Genomic DNA, 20092 nt, shown 5'->3' on the forward strand with positions numbered 1-20092 from the left:
GACGATGCGCCATCCCCGTTCCTCCCGCGTACGGACAGCGACCGCGAGGCCGGGTCCGCTCACCGAAGCGCGGCACAAGCAACCAGAGGCGGATGACGCAGCGCAACCCCTCTGCGCGCCGTCTCCGCAGGTCAGGACAAAGGTCCCCGGTCGACAGTGGTCAGCCGTCGACGGAGCGTGACGACGCCCAGGACGAATCAGTTCCCAGGGAGGACGACGGACGGTGACGAGGCGTCGGGCACCAGGATGGCGGGCTGCATGTCGCCTCCGGGGTCGGACACCCAGACGTCCGCCTCCCCGCCGTCGTCCAGGCCGCTCGCGATGCCGTACAGGACCCGGTCGCCCCACCAGGCCACCTGGTCGTCCACGGCGCGGCCCTCGGCCAGGCGCGTCCGTTCCCCGGTGGCCACGTCGTAGGTCGTCAGGACGGCCGCGCGGGAGACGGGGTCGGTCTCCTTCATGACGACCGTCGACCCGTCGGGCGACACGGAGGGGCAGGCGCCGTCCTCGGCGACCACCCTCAGCGTCCGCTCGTCGGCGTCGCCCCGGACGAGGTGGCGGGCACCGCCCGTGCCCAGCGTCGCGTAGAAGCCCGGCCCGTCCCCGACGAAGGACACGCCCCAGAAGTTGCGGTCCTCGGCGTCGACCCGGGTGCCGTCGGCCCACGTCGCCGTCCAGGACTCGAGGTTCCCGAGGGGCGCCGGGGCGCCGTCGCGGAGGTCGGTGACCACGGTCTCGGTGGAGAACTGGGCGTCGGTGTAGGCGTGCCCGGTGACGAAGACCGTCGTCGCGGCGTAGCTGCCGTCCGCGGAGACCCGGGCCCGGCTGGGGATGCCGGGGAGGTCGGCCGAGCCGGTCTCCCGGAAGTCGCCGTCGAGGAACACGGCGCGGTAGGCCGGCACGAGCCCCGGCAGCGTCTGCAGGCAGACCGCCGCCCCGCGCGCGGCGGCGACCCGGTCGCAGGCGAGGTCGACCACCGCGCGGGGACCGGACGGGTCGTCGAGCGGGACCAGCGCGACGGACCCCGACGAGGGCCCCGGCTCGGTGCTGCGGACGACGACGTGCGGCACCGCCTGCACGTCCGCGACGGCGAGCCGCTCGCGCCCGGCCTCGTCCACCGCCGCGGCGGCTGCGGCCTCGACGTCGTCCTGCCGCTGCACGAGCAGGTACCCGCCCGTGCCGCCGACGCACAGGACGACGACGGCGAGGAACACGAGCAGCCGGCGGCGGGCGGGCGCGGCGCGGCCCGGGTCGCCGGTCACGACGCCGGCCGGTGGAGACCGCGCAGCGCCCACCGGACGGCCGGCAGCGCGACGGCGAGGGCGACGGCGAACGCGGCGAGCGCCGGCCACTGCCCCGACGCGGTCCACAGGAGGCCGAAGAGCACCGCCGACGCCGACCGGCCGGCCGCGACCGCCGTCTGCACCAAGGCGATGCCCGACGTCCGGACGTCCTCGGGCGACAGCTCGGCGGCGAGCGCGGCGAGCACGCCGTCGGTGGCCGCGTAGTGGACGCCGAGCGCCCCGACCACGAGCGCGACCAGCCACGGCCCGGCGTCCGGGAGCAGCAGCAGCCCGCCGTAGGCGGGCAGCAGCGCCGCGTACCCCGCGAGGAGCACCGGCACGCGGCCGACGCGGTCGGCGAGCCGGCCCAGCGGGACGGCGAGCAGCAGGTACACCCCGGCGGTGCCGACGAACAGCAGCGGGAACAGCGCCGCCTCGACCGCGCCGCGCTCGCGCAGCAGCAGGTAGGCGAAACCGTCGGTGACGGTGAGCAGGCCGAGCACCGCACCGGCCGCGGCCACCCGCCGCACCGGCCGGTCGGCGAGCAGGGCGGTCACCTGCCGCCAGCGCACCGGCGGCGCACCGGCGACCCGGGTCCGCTCGGGGATGAAGGTGACCAGGACCGCGAGGCCGAGGACGGCGAACACCGCGCTGACCAGGAAGAGGCTGTCGTAGTCGCCGGGCAACCACAGCAGCAGGGCGACGGCGACGAGCGGGCCGAGCAGGGCGCCGGTGGTGTCCATCGCGCGGTGCACGCCGAACGCCCGGCCGAGGGCGCCCGGCGGCGCCGCGGCGGCGATGAGCGCGTCCCGCGGCGCGGTGCGCAGGCCCTTGCCGGTGCGGTCGGCGGCGAGGACGGCGCCGATGGCCGCCGCGCCGGAGGCCACCACCAGGCCGAGCTTGCACAGCGCGGACAGGCCGTAGCCCAGCACCGCGGTGGCCTTCGGCCGGCGCCACCGGTCGGCCGCGGCCGCGGCACCGAGCCGGACCAGCACCGACGTCCCCTGGTACAGGCCGTCGACGACGCCGAAGGCGAGCGGCGACAGCCCGAGGGTCAGCGTCAGGTAGACCGGCAGGACCGCCGCGACCATCTCCGAGGAGACGTCGGTGAGCAGGCTGACCGTGCCGAGGGCGAGGACCGTCCCGCCGACCCGCCTGCTGCCGGTCCCGGGCGTCCCGGGCGTCCCGGTCGCCGGGACGTCGCGCACGCTGGCGTACACCGGCCGCCTCCTCCCGCCGCGCGGTCCGGGCGCGGACGGTGCGCAGTATGGGTGCCCCACGGCCGTGCGCGGGAGGTCCCGGCTCCCGCCGCCGCCGTCAGGAGGTCAGGGCGGCCGCGCGCAGGCCGGGGTCGCCGGCCTCGATGGCGGCCAGCGCCCGGCGCAGCACGGTGCTCGAGGTGTGCATCGTGTACGGGAAGTACCGGACCTCGACGCCGACCGAGGCGAAGTCGCGCTCGAGCCGCTCACCCTTGGCCGTCCCGCGCCAGTCGTCGCCCTTGAAGATCACGTCGAACCCGACCTCGCGCCAGGTGTCGAGCTTGTCGGGGACGGTCTCGGCGTGCACGGCGTCGACGCAGCGCAGGCTCGCCACGATCTCCATGCGCTCGGCGAGCGGGATGACCGGCAGCCGGCCCTTGGTCTGCAGCAGCACCTCGTCGGCGACGACGCCGGCGATCAGCCGGTCGCAGTGCGCGGCGGCGTGCCGGAGGATGTTCAGGTGCCCGATGTGGAACAGGTCGTAGGCACCCGGCGCGTAGCCGATCACCGTCATGTCTCCCCCTGAGATGTGCTGACGTCCGTCCAGTCGACCAGCCGAGGTCACTGAGCGTCATCACTCGGACGGGTCGGACCGCACGGACGACACCCGGACAGGCGACCCGGGGTCACCCTCCGTGGCGGGTGAGGACGGCGCCGACGAGCGTGTCGACGGCGCCGGCGACGACGCCGAAGGACTCGGCGTACCGCTCCTCGGCACGCCGGTAGGGGTCCGGGACGTCCGCTCCCCCGGCCCCGCCCGTCGCCCGGGACCGCGCCGCCAGGGCCGGCAGCGCCGCCAGGCGCTCCCCCGGGTCCGCCGACGCACCCGGCCAGCCGGCCGAGGCGACCGCGGCCGCGACGGCCGCCGCGTCGGTGAGCAGCAGGACCCGTCGCACGGCCGCCGGGACGGTGGTCGCCACGGCCGCCCGGTGGTCGCGCGCCATGACCAGCACGAGGTCGGCCGACCGCACCTCCGCCGCCTGCAGCTGCCGGGCCGTGAACGGCGACGGGTCCAGCCCGGCACCGGCCAGCAGCCGCGCCATCGGCGGGTGCACCGGCTCGCCGGCCAGCGCGCGGGTGCCCGCGCTGGCGACCGTCACCCCGGTGCCGAGCAGGCCCGCGGCGAGCAGCAGCTCACCGGCGGGCGACCGGCACACGTTGCCGGTGCAGACGACCAGGACGCGTGCGCCGCCGTCGCGGACCACGGATGTCACCGCGCGGGCGTCCCGGCGGCCACGGGGTCGCCGGCCGCCCCGGCGGGGACGCCGGCGGCCTCGCCGGCTCCGGTGCCCTCGGGCCGGCGGTAGTCGTAGGGCGCCTCGTTGCGGCGCAGCCGGTTGACGACGACGCCGAGGACCCGGGCACCGACCTGGTCGAGCGCCGCCAGCGCCCGGTGCAGGTCGGTGCGGCGGACGCGGCCGGCGTGCGCGACGACGACGATGCCGTCGACCGCCGGCGAGAGGATCGCCGCGTCGGCGACCGGCAGCGTCGGCGGGGTGTCCACGACGACGAGGTCGTAGCGGCCGCGGGCCTCGGCGATCAGCGCCCGCATGGCCGGCGAGCCGAGGAGCTCCGCGGGGTTGGGCGGGACGGCGCCGGAGGTCAGGACGTCGAGGCCGCCGTCGCCCCAGGGCTGGACGAGGTCCTCCAGCGCGGCCTGGCCGCTGAGCACCGTCGTGAGACCGACGGACCCCTCGAGGTCCAGCACCCCGGCCACGGCGGGGCGGCGCAGGTCGGCGTCGACGAGCAGGACGCGCGCCCCCGTCTCGGCCAGCGTCAGGGCCAGGTTGACCGAGGTGCTCGACTTGCCCTCGCCGGGCAGGGAGGAGGTCACGGCGACGACGTGGGCTCCCGCCTCCGCGGGCGCACCGGCGGCGCGGAGGAACCGCAGGTTGGTCCGCAGCTGCCGGAACGCCTCCGCGTGGGTGCTGTGCGGGTCGTCGACGACGACGGCCCGCCGGCCGCCACCCGCCTGCCAGGTGCCGAGCGCACCCAGCACGGGCAGGTCCGTCACCTCCGGCAGGTCCGCCAGGTCGCGCACCCGCGTGTCGAGGACGCTGCGTCCCCAGACCAGGGCCAGTCCGCCGAGCAGGCCCGCGACCAGGCCGACGGCCAGGTGCAGGGGGACGTCGGGGGACGCGGGGCCGTCGGGCACCTCGGCCGGCGCGATCGTCGTCGCCCGCACCGTCGACTCGCCCTCGCCGTCGGTCGGGGCGATGTCCTCGACCACGGCCGACAGCTGGTCGGTCACGGCGTCGGCGATCCGGGCGCTGCGCTCGGGCGAGGGGTCGGTGACCGTCACCTCCACGATCACGGTGTCCACCGGGACGACGGCGGAGACCTGGGCGGCGAGCTCGCGGACGGTGACGTCGAGCTGGAGGCGCTCGACCACGGGCGCGAGCACGACCGGGGCGGTGGCCAGCTCGGCGAAGGACTGGACCTGGTTCTGCGCGTAGGTCGACCCCTGGACCAGGTCGGCGGCCGAGCTGCCGTTGGTCAGGGAGAAGAAGACACCGGCCGTGGAGCGGTAGGTCGGGGTGGTGGCCAGCCCGGTGACCAGCCCCGCGGTGAGACCCAGCAGCCCGCAGACCAGGACCGCCGCCCAGCTCCTCCGGACGACCTCGACCAGCGAACGCCTCTGCACCGCACCCTCCCCCACCCGGTCGCCCCGGGGTCCCGGGGCCGGACCGCGCGCCGAGACGGCGGCGGTCCTCGCCGGTCAGTCTGGGACGCGCGGCGGGTCCCCGACGACGTCCCGGCGGTGGGCGCCACCCGTTGGGGTCAAGCACCGGGCGCCGCGCGCCGATGACCTCCCGACAGGGTGTGCAGCCGCAGGACGCCCGCGGGAGGAGCCAGGACGTGCAGCCGGTCGACCACCTCGCCCTCCTGGCCCGCCGCTGGGGATGGCTGGTCCTCGCCGTCGTCGCCGGGGCCCTGCTGGGCGCCGGGAGCGGTGCACTGGCCCCGCCGGTGTACGAGGCCCGTGCCGGTGTCTACGTCACGGCGGCGCGGCTGACCGGACCGGCCGACCCGGCCCACGCCGCCCGCGTGCGGGACGACGTCCTGCCCTCCGTGGCCGCCCTCGTCGGCGGCGCCTCGGTGACCGCGGAGCTGCGGGAGGACACGAACGTCCTCGACCTGACCGTCTCCGCGCCGGACCCCGACCGCGCCGTCGCCGACGCCCGGGCCGTGGTGGCCGCGCTCGAGGCCCGCGCGGAGGAGCTCCTCGCCGGGGACGACGGGCCGCTGGTGACGGTGACCCTGGTGGACGAGCCGCGCCGCCCCTCCGGTCCGGCGGGACCGGCCGTGCACCCGGCCCTCCTCGGGGGCGCGGCCGGCGGCGCCGCGGCCGTCCTGGTCCTGGGCCTCCTGCAGCTGGCCCGCCCGCGACTGACGACCACCACCGACGTCCTCCGCGAGGCGCGGGTCCCGCTGCTGGCCGAGCTGCCGTCGGGCGGGGGGCTCCGCGCGACCGGGCTGGACCGGCTGCGCTCGGCCCTGGGGGGACCGGCCGGAGCCGGCCCGCTGGTGGCCGGTCCGGCGCCGGCCGCCGGGCGGCTGGCCGCCGAGCTCGGCGGCCGTGCGCTGGGCCCCCGGCACCGCCCCGGGGACGCCGGCACCGTCGTCGCCGTGGTGGACGCGCGGTCGACGACCCTCGCGGAGCTGCGCCGATCGCTGGCCGACCTCACCGGGCGCGGTCTCGAGCCCGCCGGGGTCGTCGTCGACGGGCTGCTGCCACCCCGGCCCGGGCTCCGCGCGCGGCTGCGCGCCGGGCTGCGCGGCGAGGCGTCCTGGCAGCGGGCGGCCCGGCCGGCGGGTGCCGGCGCGGCCGCGGTCGACCGGGCGGTGGCGGGGGCCGCGGTCGCCGCGCTCGGCTTCACGAAGGTCCTGCCCATGGGCCTGACCACCGGCCTGGTCGCCGTCCTCGCCCTCCTCCCGGTCTGGGCGCCGGTCGCGGCGCGGCAGCGGGGCGTCCGGGTGCTCGCGGCCCTCACCGGCGTGGCGTTGCTCTCGGGCGTGGCGCTGGCCCTCCGCGGGACCGGGCGCGGCCTCTCCCTCCACGAGGCGGTCACGGCGGGCGGGCTCGTCGTCACCCTGGCCGGCGGTGTCGGCCTGGTCCTCTGGGCGCGGACCCTCCTGCCGCTGCCCGCGGTCGGCGTCGCCTTCGCCCTCGGCCAGGTGGCCACCGGGCTGCTGCGCGTCGAGGACACCGCCAACGTCTACAAGTTCGCCGTCGCGGTGCCGCTGACCGTCCTCGTGCTGGCGCTGCTCGGCCACCGGCACCGGCCGTGGGTCGCCGCCGCGGCGCTGGGAGGCCTGGGTGTCCTCGCCGTCGCGAACGACTCCCGGAGCCAGGCAGGCTTCTGCGTCGTCGCCGCGGCCCTGGTCCTGTGGCAGGCGCGGCCGGGGACGGCCTCCGCCCGGTCGCCGTGGTCGGGGCTCGCCCTCCTCGGCGGCGCCGTGGCGGGCGGCTACCTGTTGCTCGCCGAGGTGCTGACCTCCGGGCTGCTGGGCGCCGACGCGGCGGCGCGCACCGCGGAGCAGGTGGCCCGGAGCGGCTCGCTGCTGCTGGGCGGGCGACCGGAGTGGACCGCGACCTGGGCGCTCGCCCAGCAGGACCCGCTCGGCTTCGGCCTGGGCGCGGTCCCGTCCTCCGGGGACGTGCTGGTGGCCGAGGCGGGCATGGCGGTGGCCCGCATCCCGACCGCGGAGGGCTACATCCAGAACTACCTGCTCGCCGGGCGCTTCGAGCTGCACTCCGTGGTGGCCGACCTCTGGGCGGCGACGGGTCCCGCGGGGCTCGCGGTCGGGGTGCTGCTGGCCGTGCTGCTCGTGCGGGGCGCCGCGCGGCTGTCCACCCAGCGGCAGGCGCCGCCCCTGGTGTGCTTCCTCGTCCCGCTGTCCCTGTGGTACCTGGCCTTCGGCCCGCTGCAGACGAACGGCGCGCAGGTGGCGGTCACGCTGGGCCTCGTCCTCGCGGCGCTGCCCGCGGTCCGCCCGGAGCCGGTGGACCGCACCCCCTCCCCCGTCCCGGCGCCGCGGGCCTGACGCGGCGGGACCCTCAGGGGCGGCCGCGCCGGCGCAGCCCGGACCGGATCGTCCCCGCGACCTCGGCGGCGTCGGCCCGCATCCGCGGCACGGCCGCGACGAGGACGGCGTAGCCCACGGCACCGGCGAGGACCGCGGCCGCGAGGACGAGCGCGGGCGGGGCGCCCGCGCAGGCGAGGACCGCGAGGTGCGCGCAGCCGGCGACGGTCAGCGTCAGGGCGAGGACCCGCAGCGCGCCGTGGACGAGTTCCCGGACCGGGAGCGGGGTGATCCGCGAGAGCCACCAGAACGACAGCGGCCAGCCGAGCGCCGGCGCCAGCGCGTAGCCGGCGGCCACCCCGACCGGCCCCCACGCGCTGCCGCCGACGACGCACACCACGCGGATCGCCGCCTGCACGAGGGAGTAGCGCAGCAGCGCGCCGGTCAGCCCCCGGGCCAGGTACACCCAGTAGCTGACGAAGGCGAGGGTCTGCAGGACCCCGGCCAGGGCGAGCCAGCGCAGCAGCGGCGTCGTCGACGACCACGAGCCGCCGAGGAACACGGCGGTCACCGGCCCGGCGGCGCCCAGGACCAGACCGAGCCCCGCCACCAGGGTGTAGCCGAGGGCGAGCTGGCCGCGGCGGACCGCCCCGGCGAAGCGGTCGGGCTCGTCCTGGAGCGTGGCGAGGACCGGCAGGGCCACCTGGGTGGTCGGGCCGCGGAGCTGGCCGAGCGGGGTCATGAGCAGCTGGAAGGCCCGGGTGTAGAGCCCCAGCGCCTCCGCGCCGAAGCGGGTCCCGACGGTCAGCGAGTCCGCGTTGTTGCCGAGGTAGCCGACCAGCTGGGTGCCCACCATGGTCCAGCCGAAGCGCAGCAGACCGCCCATCGGCGCCCGCCGGTCCGGGCGTCCCGGCAGCCAGCGCGCCGCGGGCACGACGACGGCGAGCATCACGGCGTACTGCGTGAGCTGCTGGCCGGCCAGCGCCCAGACGCCGGCACCGGACGCGGCCAGCCACACCGCGACGGCGAGCGCGACGACCGGCGACAGCACGTCGGCCAGGGCCAGGCGGGGGAACAGCATCCGGCGGGTGAGGTCGGCCCGGTACTGGGTGGCCATCCCGTTGAGCAGGAAGGTCCAGGCGAGCACCTGGGTGAGGGCGACCAGGTCCGGCTCGCCGTAGAGCGCGCCCAGCAGCGGCGCGCAGGCCAGCGCGGCCAGGGACAGCAGCAGCCCGACACCGGTGTTCAGCCAGAACAGGTTGGCCCGCTGCCCGGCGGTGAGCGTGCGCGCCTGGACCGCCGCCGTCGACAGGCCCATGTCCCGGAACACGTCCGCCACCCCGAGGACGACGACGACCATGCCGAGCAGGCCGTACTCGCGCGGGTCGAGCAGGCGGGACAGGAGCACGACCGACAGCAGCTGGACGCCGATCCGCGCGCCCTGGGCGCCGAGGGTCACCACCGCACCCCGGACGGCCCGCCGGCCCAGCCCCGGCGGCGCTCCCCCGGCGACGGCCCCCGGATCGGCGGTGGCCGGTCCGGCGCTCACCGGGTCCGCGGCCGCGACGCGCCGCTCACAGCACCGCCCGCAGTGCCGACCCGGCGGTCCCCAGCAGGACCCGCGCCCGCTGCCGCAGCGCCGGGACCTCCGCGGCCAGCGGGTGCCCGGTCACGAGGCGGAGGACCTCCTCCTCCGACCGGTCGTCGCGCAGGTCGGCGGCGTAGTGCCACCCGAGGTCGCCCAGCAGCGGGGCGAACTTGCGGGAGTAGGCCAGCGGCACGGCCGGCGTGCCGACCGACAGCGCGTTGAGGCAGGCGTGCATCCGCGAGCCGACGACGACCTCGGCCCCCGCGAGGACCTGCCGGACCTCCTCGAGCGACCGAGGGACGACGACCTCCGGGACACCGCCCAGCCCGGCGGCGAACTCCCGGACGGCCGGCACGTCGTTGTCGTGCGAGGGCGAGTCCAGGACGTGCGCCAGCAGGGTCACCTCCCGGCCCGCGGCGACCAGGCCCCGGTGCAGGCGGGTGACCGTCGCGCGGTAGGCGGCGGAGTCCACGTGCGGGTTGGGCCGCCACAGCAGCCCGGACACGTTGAGCACGACGTCGCGGCGCCGCTCCGGGCGGGGCACGTCGATGGCGAACACGACGTCGGTGGTCAGCGCGCCGACAGGCCGGCCCAGCTCCGCGGCGTAGGCGGCGCTGCGGGAGTCGCGGGCCATCGTGAGGGCCGCGCCGTCCATGCTCCACCGGGCCAGCAGCCGCCCGCGCCTGGTCCGGAACGGGCCGAGGGTCTGGGGGCCCAGCACGAGGGGCACGCCGGCGCGGCGCACCGTGCGCGCCACCGCCGACATCGCGGACAGGCGCTGCAGGCCGTAGATGTCGGCGAAGCTGTCGCCGGAGCGGGTGTCGACGACGACGTCGAAGCCGCGCAGCCACGGCAGCAGACCGCCCCGGCCGGTGACCCACTCGCGGGCCAGCACCCGGGGATCGCCCATGCGGACCGGGGCCGGGGAGTCCCCGTAGTCGGCCGTCACGACCTCCGCGCCCGGCCACGTCCGGCGCACCAGCGCGGCGGTGCCCTCGGCCAGGGCGCGCACGCCGAGGTTCGGCGACCCGGGGGCGGCCCAGAGGACGAGTGCTCGCATGGCGTCTTCCGTCGGAGGGGGCCGGCACAGGAGCGGCCGGCGGGCGACACCCGGGATGGGACCACGGGCCCGCGGGCGCGCGCCCCACCCCGACGGGTGTGCCTCCCCACGACGGGCGAGGCCCCCGCGGGCCCGCGCGCGCACGATGACCGCGTCCCGGCCGGCACCTCCGGCCCCCGACCCGACAGGGAGTCCCGTGCGACGGCTGCGGCGCGACGCCCCCCTGGTCGTGCTCCAGTCCTTCCCGGAGCCCCGGCCGACGACGAACCCCTACCTCGTGATGCTGCGGGAGGCGCTGGGGGCGCAGCCGGGCGTCGAGGTGCTGACCTTCTCGTGGCGCCGCGCCCTGACCGCGCGGTACTCCGTCTTCCACGCGCACTGGCCCGAGATCCTGGTCTCGGGGCACGGCCCGCTCAAGACCGCGGTCCGCCAGGCGCTGTTCGTGCTGCTGCTGCTGCGCCTGCGGCTGACCCGGGTGCCGCTGGTGCGGACCGTGCACAACCTCGAGCTGCCGTCGGGGATCGGCCGGCGGCAGACCGCGCTGCTGCGCTGGGCCGAGCGGTGGACGGCGCTGCGGATCCGGATCAACGAGAGCACCGGGCTCGAGGGTGGCCGGCCCGCGGCGACCGTGGTGCACGGGCACTACCGCGACTGGTACGGCGTGCACCCGCGCGCCGAGCGGGTCCCGGGCCGCCTGGCCTTCGTGGGGCTGGTGCGCCGGTACAAGGGGGTCGACCGGCTGGTCGAGGCGTTCGCGGACGCGCCCGAGGGGCTGACCCTGCGGATCGCGGGCCGGCCGTCGTCCGCCGAGCTCGCCGGGCTGCTGGCCGACGCCGCCCGGCGGGACCCGCGGATCTCGCTGCGGCTGGAGTTCCTGCCCGACGCGGCCCTGGTCGCCGAGGTGACGGCCGCCGAGCTCGTCGTCCTCCCCTACCGGGAGATGCACAACTCCGGCGGCGCGCTGGCCGCCCTCTCCCTCGGCCGCCCGGTCCTGGTGCCCGACAACGAGGTGAACCGGCGCCTGGCGGACGAGGTGGGCCCCGGCTGGGTGTGGACCTACCGGGGGGAGCTGACCGCCGCCGACCTCGCGGGGACCGTCGCCGCGCTGCGCGCCCGCCCGCCCGCGGCGGCGCCGGACCTCTCGCGCCGCGAGTGGGACCTGGCCGGGCGCGGCCACGTGGCCGCCTACCGGCAGGCGCTGGCCGCCGTCCGCGGGTGACGTCCGGCCGCCCGCGGCCTCAGCGGACGGCGGGGACGCGGGCGAACCGCCAGCGCCGCCCCTCGCGTGCGTACTCCTCGTAGACCAGTCCCAGCGCGGCCGCGGCCATCCCGGCACCGCGGAGCAGCGCCCGCAGCCCGCGCGCGCGGTGCCGGGCCGACCCGGTCACCACCCCGCCGGCCCAGCGCGCGCCGCCGCCAGCCACCCGGGCGGCGCCGCCCGCGAGCCCCCGGGCGCGCAGCCGCATCCGCGCCGCGGTCCCGGCGGTGAGCCGCAGGTCCGTGAGCAGCGCGGCGTTGCCGTGGCTCCAGGCGCGGACGAGCACCCAGCGGCGGGTCAGCCGCTCGGCGGGGACCTGGTCGACGACGACCGCCTCGTCGCACCACACGAGCCGGCGCCCGCTCCGGGACAGCGACCGGCTGAAGAGGGTGTCCTCTCCCCCGCCGAGGCCCAGGGCGGCCTCGAAGCGCACGCCGGACCCCCGCACCTGGTCGAGGTCGAGGAGCAGGTTGTTGGTCGCCGCGACCGTGACCGGGCTGCCGGTCGGCAGGGTGCGGCGGACGAAGAAGCCGCCGGCGAGGATCCAGGGGTCGGCCTCGCCCCGGTACTCCGGGACCACCCGCCCGGTGACCGCCGCCGCCCCCGTGGCGCGCCAGGTGCGCAGGAGGGCGGCCAGCCAGCCCGGACGGGGCCGCTCGTCGTCGTCGAGGAAGACCAGCAGCCGGGAGCCGGCCGCCTCGTCGAGCGCCCGGTTGCGCACCGCGGGGATGCCCGGCACCGGCTCGATGACGTGGCGGACGCCCGGTGCCACCGCCGTGACCGTCTCCCGCGCCCCGCCCGCGGGGTCGTTGTCGACGACGAGCACCTCGACGTCGGCGGACCCGCCGGCGGTGACCTCGGCGGCCTGGGCCACGAGCGCCGGCAGGAGTTCACGCAGGTGGTGCGGACGGCGGAAGGTCGGCACGGCCACCGTCACGCGCGGTGCGGTGGTACCCGCCGGCCCCGGGCCCGGCAGCGGGGTCGTCACGTCGGCGATCCCATCAGCCGCGGCGGTCCCCGCGCCTCATCCCCGCGAGCGAGGGGGAGGACCGAACGCCGGGGCGACGGCCGCGGCGAGCCGCTGCCGGTAGGCCGCCGGGGCGTGCCGTCCCGCGGCCACGGCGGCGTCGGCGAGCGCGGCGGAGCGCGCCCGCGGCCAGTCGGCCAGCAGGTCCTCGACCGCGTCGGCCCAGTCGGCCGGACGGTGCGGGTCCAGCGACCGGACGGCGCGGTACCCGGCGGTCGCCTCGACCAGCCCGCTGGTCCCGCTGACCAGCAGCGGCCGCGCGGCGAGCACGGCCTCGACCGCCGTGTTGCCGAAGGGCTCGTCGACCACGGAGGGCACGAGGACGCAGTCGGCCGCGGCGACCTCGGACCAGATGTCGGCCCGGAAACCGAGCAGGTCCACGCGGTCGGCCAGGCCGGCCGCGTCGACGGCCGCGCGCAGGTCGCGCTCGAACCACTCGTAGCCCTCGAAGACCGATCCGAGGAGCCCGAGCCGGGCGTCGACGCCGCGCCGGGTCAGCTCCTCCAGCACGGCCACGGCCACCTGCGGCCCCTTGCGCGGGGACAGCCGGCCGACGAACAGCAGCCGCACCGGCCCCACGACCCGTTCCCGCGCCGGGGTCACCTCGACCGGCCCACCGACGGCGTTGAGGACGACCTCGCTGCGGGCCGCCAGCCGCGGCGCCACCTCGGTGAGGACGTCGAGGCTGAACCGACTGTTGACCACGACCCGGGAGGCCAGGGCCGGCGCCGTCGCGGTGACCCGCCGCAGCAGCCGGGGGGCGCCCCGCTCGGCCTCGTGCACGTGGCAGACCACGGGGCGGCGCGCCAGCCGCGCCAGCACGACCCACGAGGGGATCGTCACGGTGTTGACGTACACGCCGTCCGCCCCGTGCCGGAGGACGAGGCGCAGGGCGGGGACGAGACCGCGGACGGCGTCGGAGAGCAGCCGCGCCGCGCCGCGGGGCCGCAGCGCCGCCTTGCGCAGCACCGGCACGGGGCACCGGACGACCCGGACGCCGCGGGCCTCCAGCTCCTCGACCAGCGGGCCGGGGCCGGGCACGGTGACGGTGACGTCGTGGCCGGCGGCGAGGCCCTCGACGCTCTCGAGCAGCACGCGGTCCGAGCCGTACAGCTCCGCGCCGGGATGGGCCACGAGCACGCGCGGCCCGGCCGGGCGCGTCCGCGGGCGCGGCCGGACGAGGGCGGGCAGCGCGAGGGCCAGCCCCTCGAGCGACCCGCGCAGGACCGCCCACGCCGGGCGGGGCGAGTGCAGGAGCTGGCGCCGGCCGCCCCGCAGCAGGATCTCCCGGCCCACGGCCGGGGTGCGCAGCACCCACGCGAGCAGCTGACGGCGGGAGAGGTTGGCCGCCGCGAAGGCGAGCCGGTTGCGGGCGTTGTAGCGGTAGTACAGGGCCGACTTGGCCCGTCCCCGGCGCGGGCCCTGGGTGCCACCCTCGTCGTGGACGGCCACCAGGTCGGACCGGACCCGCACCCGGCCGCCCGCGGCCAGGACGCGGTGGCTGAGGTCGACGTCCTCCCAGTAGAGGAAGTAGTCCTCCGCGAACCCGCCGGTGCGGTCGACCAGCTCGGCGGAGACGACCAGGCAGGCGCCGGTGAGCCAGTCCTCCACCGGCCCGGTCGACGCCGCGGCACCGCCGCGCGCGCCGGTGCGCCCGTCGCGCAGCCCCAGGGTGGAGCCCGCGAAGACGGTGGCGCCGGTGGAGTCCACGATCCGCGGGGCGAGCAGGGTCAGGGGCTCCGCCCGGCTGGCCGCGTGCAGCTCCGCCAGCACCTCCGCCGACACGGTGGCGTCGGGGTTGAGCAGGCAGAAGGTCGTGCACCCCAGCTCGCGGGCCCGGGCGATCCCGGCGTTGCTCGCGACACCGAAGCCCCGGTTGTCCGGCAGGGCCACGAGCTCCCAGCCGCGCTCGGCGGCCAGCCGCCCGACCGCGGAGCGCTCCGCGGCCGTGCTGGCGTTGTCCACGACGACCACCCGGACGCCGGGGCCGAGCGGTCCGGTGAGGTTGCGGGCGAGCAGCTCGCTGGACGCGTAGTTGACGACGACCACCGCGAGCACGGCAGGGACGGTAACCGCCGGTGCCCCCGGGACCGGCCGGACACGGCCGGGCCCGGGGACGCCCGCCGCCCGCAGGACGGGCGCGGCGGTCACGGGGCCGTGGGGGCGCTGCCGGCCGGGCCGACCCACAGGTCGTCGACCCGGACCGTGGAGCGTGCGGTGGCACTGCCCGACACGTACTGGTGCAGCAGCACCGCGCCCGGCCGCTGCAACCCGGCGGTCGAGTCCGTCCGGGTCAGGGCCCAGGCCGCCGGCTCGGCGGTACCGGCCGCCCACGCCTTGACGCGCAGGGTGGTGGTGCCCGACCCGCTCGTCTCGAACCGGACGGTCAGCGCCTGACCGGGGGTGTGGCCGCCGGGCAGGGTGTAGCCCCCGAGGATCGTCTCCGCGCCGTCGACGGTCCGGACGAGCATGACCTGCACCTCGCCGGTCGACCGGAACCACAGCTTGACGCGGTAGTCGCTCGTGCCGGCCCGCTGGGCCGCCAGGCTCAGGTACGTGCCGCCACCGGTCGGCGCCGACGGCAGGACCAGCGTGGCCTGCACGGCGACGTCGGTGCTGCTCAGGGCGCCCAGCAGCGCCGTCGTGGTCTGGCCCGGCGAGCCGGCCAGGGCCCCCGCCCCACCGCTCACCGAGGCGTTCGCCGCGGGGCCGCCGGTGGTCCAGGCGCCGCCCAGGTCGGCGGTCCCCCAGCCCTGGGCGAGCTCGCGGCCGAAGGCGTCCGCGGCCAGCGCCGCGTCGACGGGCTGCGGCTGCGGGTCGGGCTGGGGCTCGGGCTGCGGCTGCGGCTGGGGAGCCGGCGCGGGCGCGGTCACCGTCACCGCGCGGGTCGTCGTCCCGGTGGCGCCCCGGTCGTCGGTGACGGTGAGGCGCACGGTGTGGGTGCCCGCGGTGGCGTAGGTGTGCGCGGCGGTCGGGCCCGTCGCGGTCCCGCCGTCCCCGAAGTCCCAGGCGAAGGACCGGACCGACCCGTCGGGGTCCGCCGAACCCGAGCCGTCCGCGGTGACCGCCAGCCCGTCGGCCGCCACGGAGAACGCGGCCGTGGGGGCGGCGTTCGCCGGCGGGACGGGGGCGCCGGCCCCGGTGACGCGCACGTCGTCGACCTGCACCGTCGTCGCGGCGGTCGCGCTGCCGGACGTGTAGGCGTAGAGGTACACCGCGCCGGGGCGCTGCAGCTCGGCCGTCGCGTCGGTCCGCTCGAGCAGCCAGCCCGCGGGCTCGGCCGCTCCGGCGCGCCACACCGCCGCCTGCAGGGTGGTCGGGCCGGTGCCCGACGTCGCGAAGCGGACCTCCAGCGCCTGGCCCGGCGTCCAGCCGCCCGCGAGCGAGGTGCCCCCGAGGACGGTCTCGGCGCCGCCGACCACCCGCACGAGCATGACCTGCAGCTCACCGGTGGCGCGGTACCACAGCTTCAGCCGGTAGTCGGTGGTCCCGACGCGCTGGGTGGCGAGGCTCAGGTAGGTGCCGCCGCCGGTCGTGGCCTGCGGGACGGTCAGCGTCGCCCGCACCGAGACGTCGGTCCGGTCGAGGCCGGTCAGCGTCGCCGCGGCGTTCCGGCCCGCGGCGGCCGTCAGCCGGCCCCGGCCGTCGGTGACCGACGTCGTCCCGGTGGTCGTCCAGTCCCCGCCGGTGTCGGCCCGGCCCCAGCCGGAGGTCAGCTGCCGCTCGAAGGCGTCCGCCGCCAGGACGCCGGCCGCCGGCGGCCGGGGCGCGGTGACGGTGACCTGGCGGGTCGCCGTGCCGGTGAGGCCCAGGTCGTCGGTCACCGTGAGCCGCACGGTGTAGGTGCCGCCGGCCGCGTACGCGTGCGTGGCCTGCGGGCCCGTCGCCGTCCCGCCGTCCCCGAAGTCCCACGCGAAGGACCGGATCGACCCGTCGGCGTCCGCCGAGGCCGAGCCGTCCGCGGTGACCGTGAGCGCGTCGGCCGCCACCGAGAGGGCGGCCGTCGGCGCCTGGTTGACCACCACGACGGTGCCCGCGGGCTCGGCGCGCAGGTCGTCGACCTGCAGCGTCATCGGCGCGGTCGCGCTGCCGGAGCCGTACCAGTAGAGGTAGAGGCCGCCGGGCGACTGCAGCCCGGGGGTCCCGTCGGTCGCCGTGAGCGTCCAGGCGGCGGGCTCCGCCGCGCCGGCCCGCCAGACCCGGGCCCGCAGCGCGGTGGTCCCCGTGCCCTGGGCCTCCAGCCGGAGGGTCAGCTCCTGGCCCGCGGCCACCGGGCCGGGCACCTCGGCGGTCCCGAGCACCCGCTCGGTGCCGTCGACGACCGCGACGAGGGTCAGGGTCACCTCGCCGGTGGCCCGGTACCAGAGCTTGGCCCGGTAGTCGCTGGTGCCGACCCGGCGCAGCGCCAGGGAGGCGAAGGCGCCGCCGCCTGTCGGCAGGGCGGGCACGGCCAGGTCGGCCTGCACCGAGACGTCACCGCGGGAGACGCCGGCCAGCCGCGCGGCGGCCGCGCCACCGGGAGCGGCGGTCAGCCGGCCGGTGCCGGCGCTGACGGTGGCCGCCCCGGGGACGTCGGTGACGGTCCAGGCGCCGCCCCGGTCGGCGGTCCCCCAGCCCGTGGTCAGCTCCCGGCCGAAGGCGTCGGCCGCGATCGAGCCCACGCCGGCCGGCGGCGCCGTCACCGTGACCGGGACGCTGCGGGTGCCCGTGGCGCCCTGGGCGTCGGTGACGGTGAGCGTGACGGTGTACGTGCCCGCGGCGGTGTAGGCGTGCGTCGCGGTGCGGCCGGTGCCGGTCGTGCCGTCGCCGAACTGCCAGGCGTAGGAGGCGACGGTGCCGTCGGCGTCGGCCGAGGCCGAGGCGTCGAGGGCGGCGGTGAGGTCGGTGACCGAGGAGGTGAACGACGCCGTCGGGGCGAGGTTCACGGCCGCGCCGGTGCTGCCGGCCCGGAAGTGGTCGGCGACGCGCGCCGCCGGGAGGACCGTCCCGTAGACGGCGACCTCGTCGATGCGGCCGGTGAAGAAGCGCGCGCCGGACCAGGTGCTGTCCCCGCCGATGCGCCAGTAGCCGTAGCCGGGCTGCCCGCCGGTGGTGTCGGTACGGGCCCCGACCTCACGGCCGTCGACGTAGAGGGTCATGCCCGCCGCGCCGACGGTGGCCACGACGTGGTGCCAGCGGCCGTCGTTGTAGGCCGAGGGGCTGGTGACCACCCGCGTGGCGCCCGGCCACAGACCGAAGTTCAGCCGGCCGGAGGCGTCCATGTGGATGGCACGGTCGTGGTTGGCGCTCAGCGAGGTCGCCGAGTTGCCGAACCCGACGATCTTGCCGCCGGCGCGCGTCGTGGTGGAGAACCACGCCTCGAGGCTGAACGTCTGCGGGCCGAGGACGCGGGCCTGCGCGGCCGCGAAGCCGCTCGTGGAGCCGGAGAACACCGCGGCGGTGTCGGCGTCCTGCGCGATGGCGCCCGCGGCCCCCCGCGTCACGCCGGCGTTGACCGTGAGGTCGTTGCCGCCGACCGCGTCGTAGGCGGTGCCGGAGGCCTCGCCCAGCGACCACAGTGCGGTGGCGCCGTCAGCCCGGACCAGCTCGGCCCAGGACCGGGTGGCGGAGGTGCCCGCGGCCACGGTCACCGACGCGGTCGGCCCGGTGTTGCGGTTGCCCTGCGGGTCGACCACGCCGATCCGGTAGGTGTGCGTCCCGGCCGGCACGCCGCGGTCGGTCACCGCCTGCCGCGAGACGTCGTACCAGGTCGAGGACGAGGTGACCTCGGCGATCGGCGTCGTGCCGCCATCGCGGTAAACGCGGTAGGTGAGGTTCTCGTTGTCCGCGTCGGTGCTCTCGGTCCAGCTGATCCGCACGGTGCCGGGGGCGGTGCTGACCAGGGTCGGGGTGAGCCCGCCGGCGGTGGGGCCGACCCGGCCGGGCGCGGTGCCGGTGACGGCGAAGCGCACCAGGCCCTGCTGGGCGGTGCCGTTGGCCTTCGGGAACTCCCCGCCGTAGGACAGGTAGGTGCCGTTGCCGGTGATCGACCAGGCGGCCTGGCTCTGCCCGGTGGCCGTGCCGACGGCGAGGGTCGGGTGCCAGGCCAGCAGCTCCGGCGCCGGGGCGAAGGCGAAGTTGGCGTTGCTCACGGTGAAGCCCCAGCCGTTGCCGGCCGCCGCGCGGCTGAAGGCGGTGGCGTGCCGGTGCACCTGGGGGCTCTGCTCCGGGAAGCCGTCGATGACGTTGGCGCAGTCGTGGGCGTGCGAGGCCAGGTACAGCGCGCCGCCCATCGGGAAGCTGTTGTAGGTGTCACCGCGGCAGCTGCTGGCCCAGACCAGCCGGCCGCCGTCGGCGGTGGCGGCGAAGGCGCTCTCGAGGTTCCCGGGGCCGTAGTAGTCGTAGGCGGTGCCGTAGACCGTGGTGCCGTCGGTGGACAGCGAGTAGACGGCGGAGTTGACGCCCTGGTTGGTGATCAGCTGGTTGACCGCGAAGGGGCGGTTGGCGCCGCTGACCGGGTCGAGGGCGGCCACGCCGGTGGCCACGGCACCGTTCATCGAGTAGAAGCGGCCCGCCGCGACGACCTGGCTGCCGCCTCCGGTGACGGCGAGGGCCAGGACGTCGTTGCTCGTCCGGGCGTTGGCGGCGGTGTCGGAGGTGCCGGGGATCGGCTTGCCGGCGGCGTCGAACAGCGGCAGCCGGTTGCCGGTGGTGGGGCCGGTGCCGGGCACGGGCGCCCAGGGCAGGAGCGCGCCGGTGGCGGCGGAGACGGCGGCCAGGCGGGTGCGGCTGGCCGAGCCGACGGCGGCGAACTGGCCGCCGAGGTAGACCGTGGAGCCGGTGACGGCGATCGCGCGCACCTGGCCGGACACGCTGGGCGCCCAGTTCGCCACGAGCGCGCCGGTGGCGGTGTCGTAGGCGGCGACGCGGTTGCGGACCTGGCCGTTGGCGCGGGTGAAGTCGCCGCCGACGTAGACGCGCCGGCCGTCGGGCGAGGCGGCCACGGTGAGCGCCTGCCCGTTGAGGTCGGGGGCGAAGGAGGTGACCAGCGCGCCCGTGCGGATGTCGTAGGCGAGCAGGTTGTTGCGGGTCGTCAGCTGCGTGCCGGGGGCGGCGCCGGCGGGCCGGGCGGTACCGAACCTCCCGGCGACGTAGACGGTGTCGCCGACCGTCACCTGCGACCACACGACGCCGTCGACCTGGACGGTCGGCAGCGCGTCGGCGGTCACCGTGGCCGGGGTGGCCGGGTCCAGCGGCGCGGGGTCGGCGCGGGCCGCGGCGGGCACCAGCAGGCCGAGGACGCCGGCGACGAGGAGCAGGCTGAGCGCTCCGGCGACGGCGCGCAGGGGTGCGGCCGCACGGCGCACGGGTGCTGACATGTTCGTTCCCCCAGGTCTCGCGGACGGCGCGGAGCCGCCTGTACCGAGAGTGACGATGACAGGCAGTGACCGGCCTGACGATCACCCGATCCGGCGATCAAGCACGTCAGGGGCCCGCCGCTCACCCCGAGGGGTCACTCGGTGTGACCGGCCCCGCCCGGGCCCCGGGCACGACGAACGGCGCCCGCCGGCCCCTCGGGAGGGACCGGCGGGCGCCGGGTGGGTCGACGG

General features: G+C 77.8%; 12 protein-coding genes. 2 read left to right on the plus strand and 10 right to left on the minus strand.

The window, feature by feature from the left end; translation table 11 throughout:
• Positions 1 to 197: 197 nt before the first annotated feature.
• The 5 genes from ACI79X_RS00870 to ACI79X_RS00890 form a co-directional block, all read right to left on the minus strand.
• Positions 198 to 1262, minus strand: a complete 1065-nt coding sequence (locus tag ACI79X_RS00870; RefSeq protein ID WP_457023526.1) for a hypothetical protein — start codon at positions 1260 to 1262, stop codon at positions 198 to 200.
• On the minus strand, positions 1259 to 2503 hold the full coding sequence (locus ACI79X_RS00875; protein WP_457023527.1) for an MFS transporter: 1245 nt from the start codon (positions 2501 to 2503) through the stop codon (positions 1259 to 1261). The genes ACI79X_RS00870 and ACI79X_RS00875 overlap by 4 nt, the downstream gene beginning before the upstream one ends.
• Positions 2504 to 2600: 97 nt before the next feature.
• Entirely contained in the window at positions 2601 to 3056 is a 456-nt protein-coding gene (locus ACI79X_RS00880) for an adenylyltransferase/cytidyltransferase family protein (protein ID WP_457023528.1), read from the minus strand.
• 112 nt (positions 3057 to 3168) lie between these two features.
• A complete protein-coding gene (locus ACI79X_RS00885; protein WP_457023529.1) occupies positions 3169 to 3756 on the minus strand; it encodes an arsenate reductase/protein-tyrosine-phosphatase family protein in 588 nt (195 codons plus the stop codon).
• A complete protein-coding gene (locus ACI79X_RS00890) occupies positions 3753 to 5186 on the minus strand; it encodes a polysaccharide biosynthesis tyrosine autokinase (RefSeq protein WP_457023530.1) in 1434 nt (477 codons plus the stop codon). Before ACI79X_RS00890 ends, ACI79X_RS00885 begins: the two co-directional genes overlap by 4 nt.
• 215 nt (positions 5187 to 5401) lie before the next feature.
• Here ACI79X_RS00890 and ACI79X_RS00895 point away from each other — a divergent pair, with 215 nt between their 5' ends.
• Positions 5402 to 7591, plus strand: coding sequence for a hypothetical protein (locus ACI79X_RS00895; RefSeq protein WP_457023531.1), 2190 nt, complete (start codon positions 5402 to 5404; stop codon positions 7589 to 7591).
• Positions 7592 to 7604: 13 nt separating this feature from the next.
• Here ACI79X_RS00895 and ACI79X_RS00900 read toward each other — a convergent pair whose 3' ends face one another.
• Positions 7605 to 9119, minus strand: coding sequence for a lipopolysaccharide biosynthesis protein (locus ACI79X_RS00900; protein ID WP_457023532.1), 1515 nt, complete (start codon positions 9117 to 9119; stop codon positions 7605 to 7607).
• Positions 9120 to 9144: 25 nt separating this feature from the next.
• A complete protein-coding gene (locus ACI79X_RS00905; RefSeq protein WP_457023533.1) occupies positions 9145 to 10218 on the minus strand; it encodes a polysaccharide pyruvyl transferase family protein in 1074 nt (357 codons plus the stop codon).
• Positions 10219 to 10414: 196 nt separating this feature from the next.
• Here ACI79X_RS00905 and ACI79X_RS00910 point away from each other — a divergent pair, with 196 nt between their 5' ends.
• Positions 10415 to 11437, plus strand: a complete 1023-nt coding sequence (locus ACI79X_RS00910) for a glycosyltransferase (RefSeq protein ID WP_457023534.1) — start codon at positions 10415 to 10417, stop codon at positions 11435 to 11437.
• A 19-nt stretch (positions 11438 to 11456) separates the two neighbouring features.
• Here the strand turns inward: ACI79X_RS00910 and ACI79X_RS00915 are convergent, their stop codons facing one another.
• The 3 genes from ACI79X_RS00915 to ACI79X_RS00925 form a co-directional block, all read right to left on the minus strand.
• Positions 11457 to 12413, minus strand: a complete 957-nt coding sequence (locus ACI79X_RS00915) for a glycosyltransferase family 2 protein (protein WP_457023535.1) — start codon at positions 12411 to 12413, stop codon at positions 11457 to 11459.
• Between the two features lie 87 nt (positions 12414 to 12500).
• On the minus strand, positions 12501 to 14561 hold the full coding sequence (locus ACI79X_RS00920) for a glycosyltransferase (protein ID WP_457023536.1): 2061 nt from the start codon (positions 14559 to 14561) through the stop codon (positions 12501 to 12503).
• An 89-nt stretch (positions 14562 to 14650) separates the two neighbouring features.
• Positions 14651 to 19861 carry a PKD domain-containing protein gene (locus ACI79X_RS00925; RefSeq protein WP_457023537.1) on the minus strand — a complete coding sequence of 1737 codons (5211 nt, stop codon included), beginning with the start codon at positions 19859 to 19861 and terminating at the stop codon, positions 14651 to 14653.
• Positions 19862 to 20092: the final 231 nt, after the last annotated feature.

This window comes from Geodermatophilus sp. SYSU D01119 (assembly GCF_054049975.1).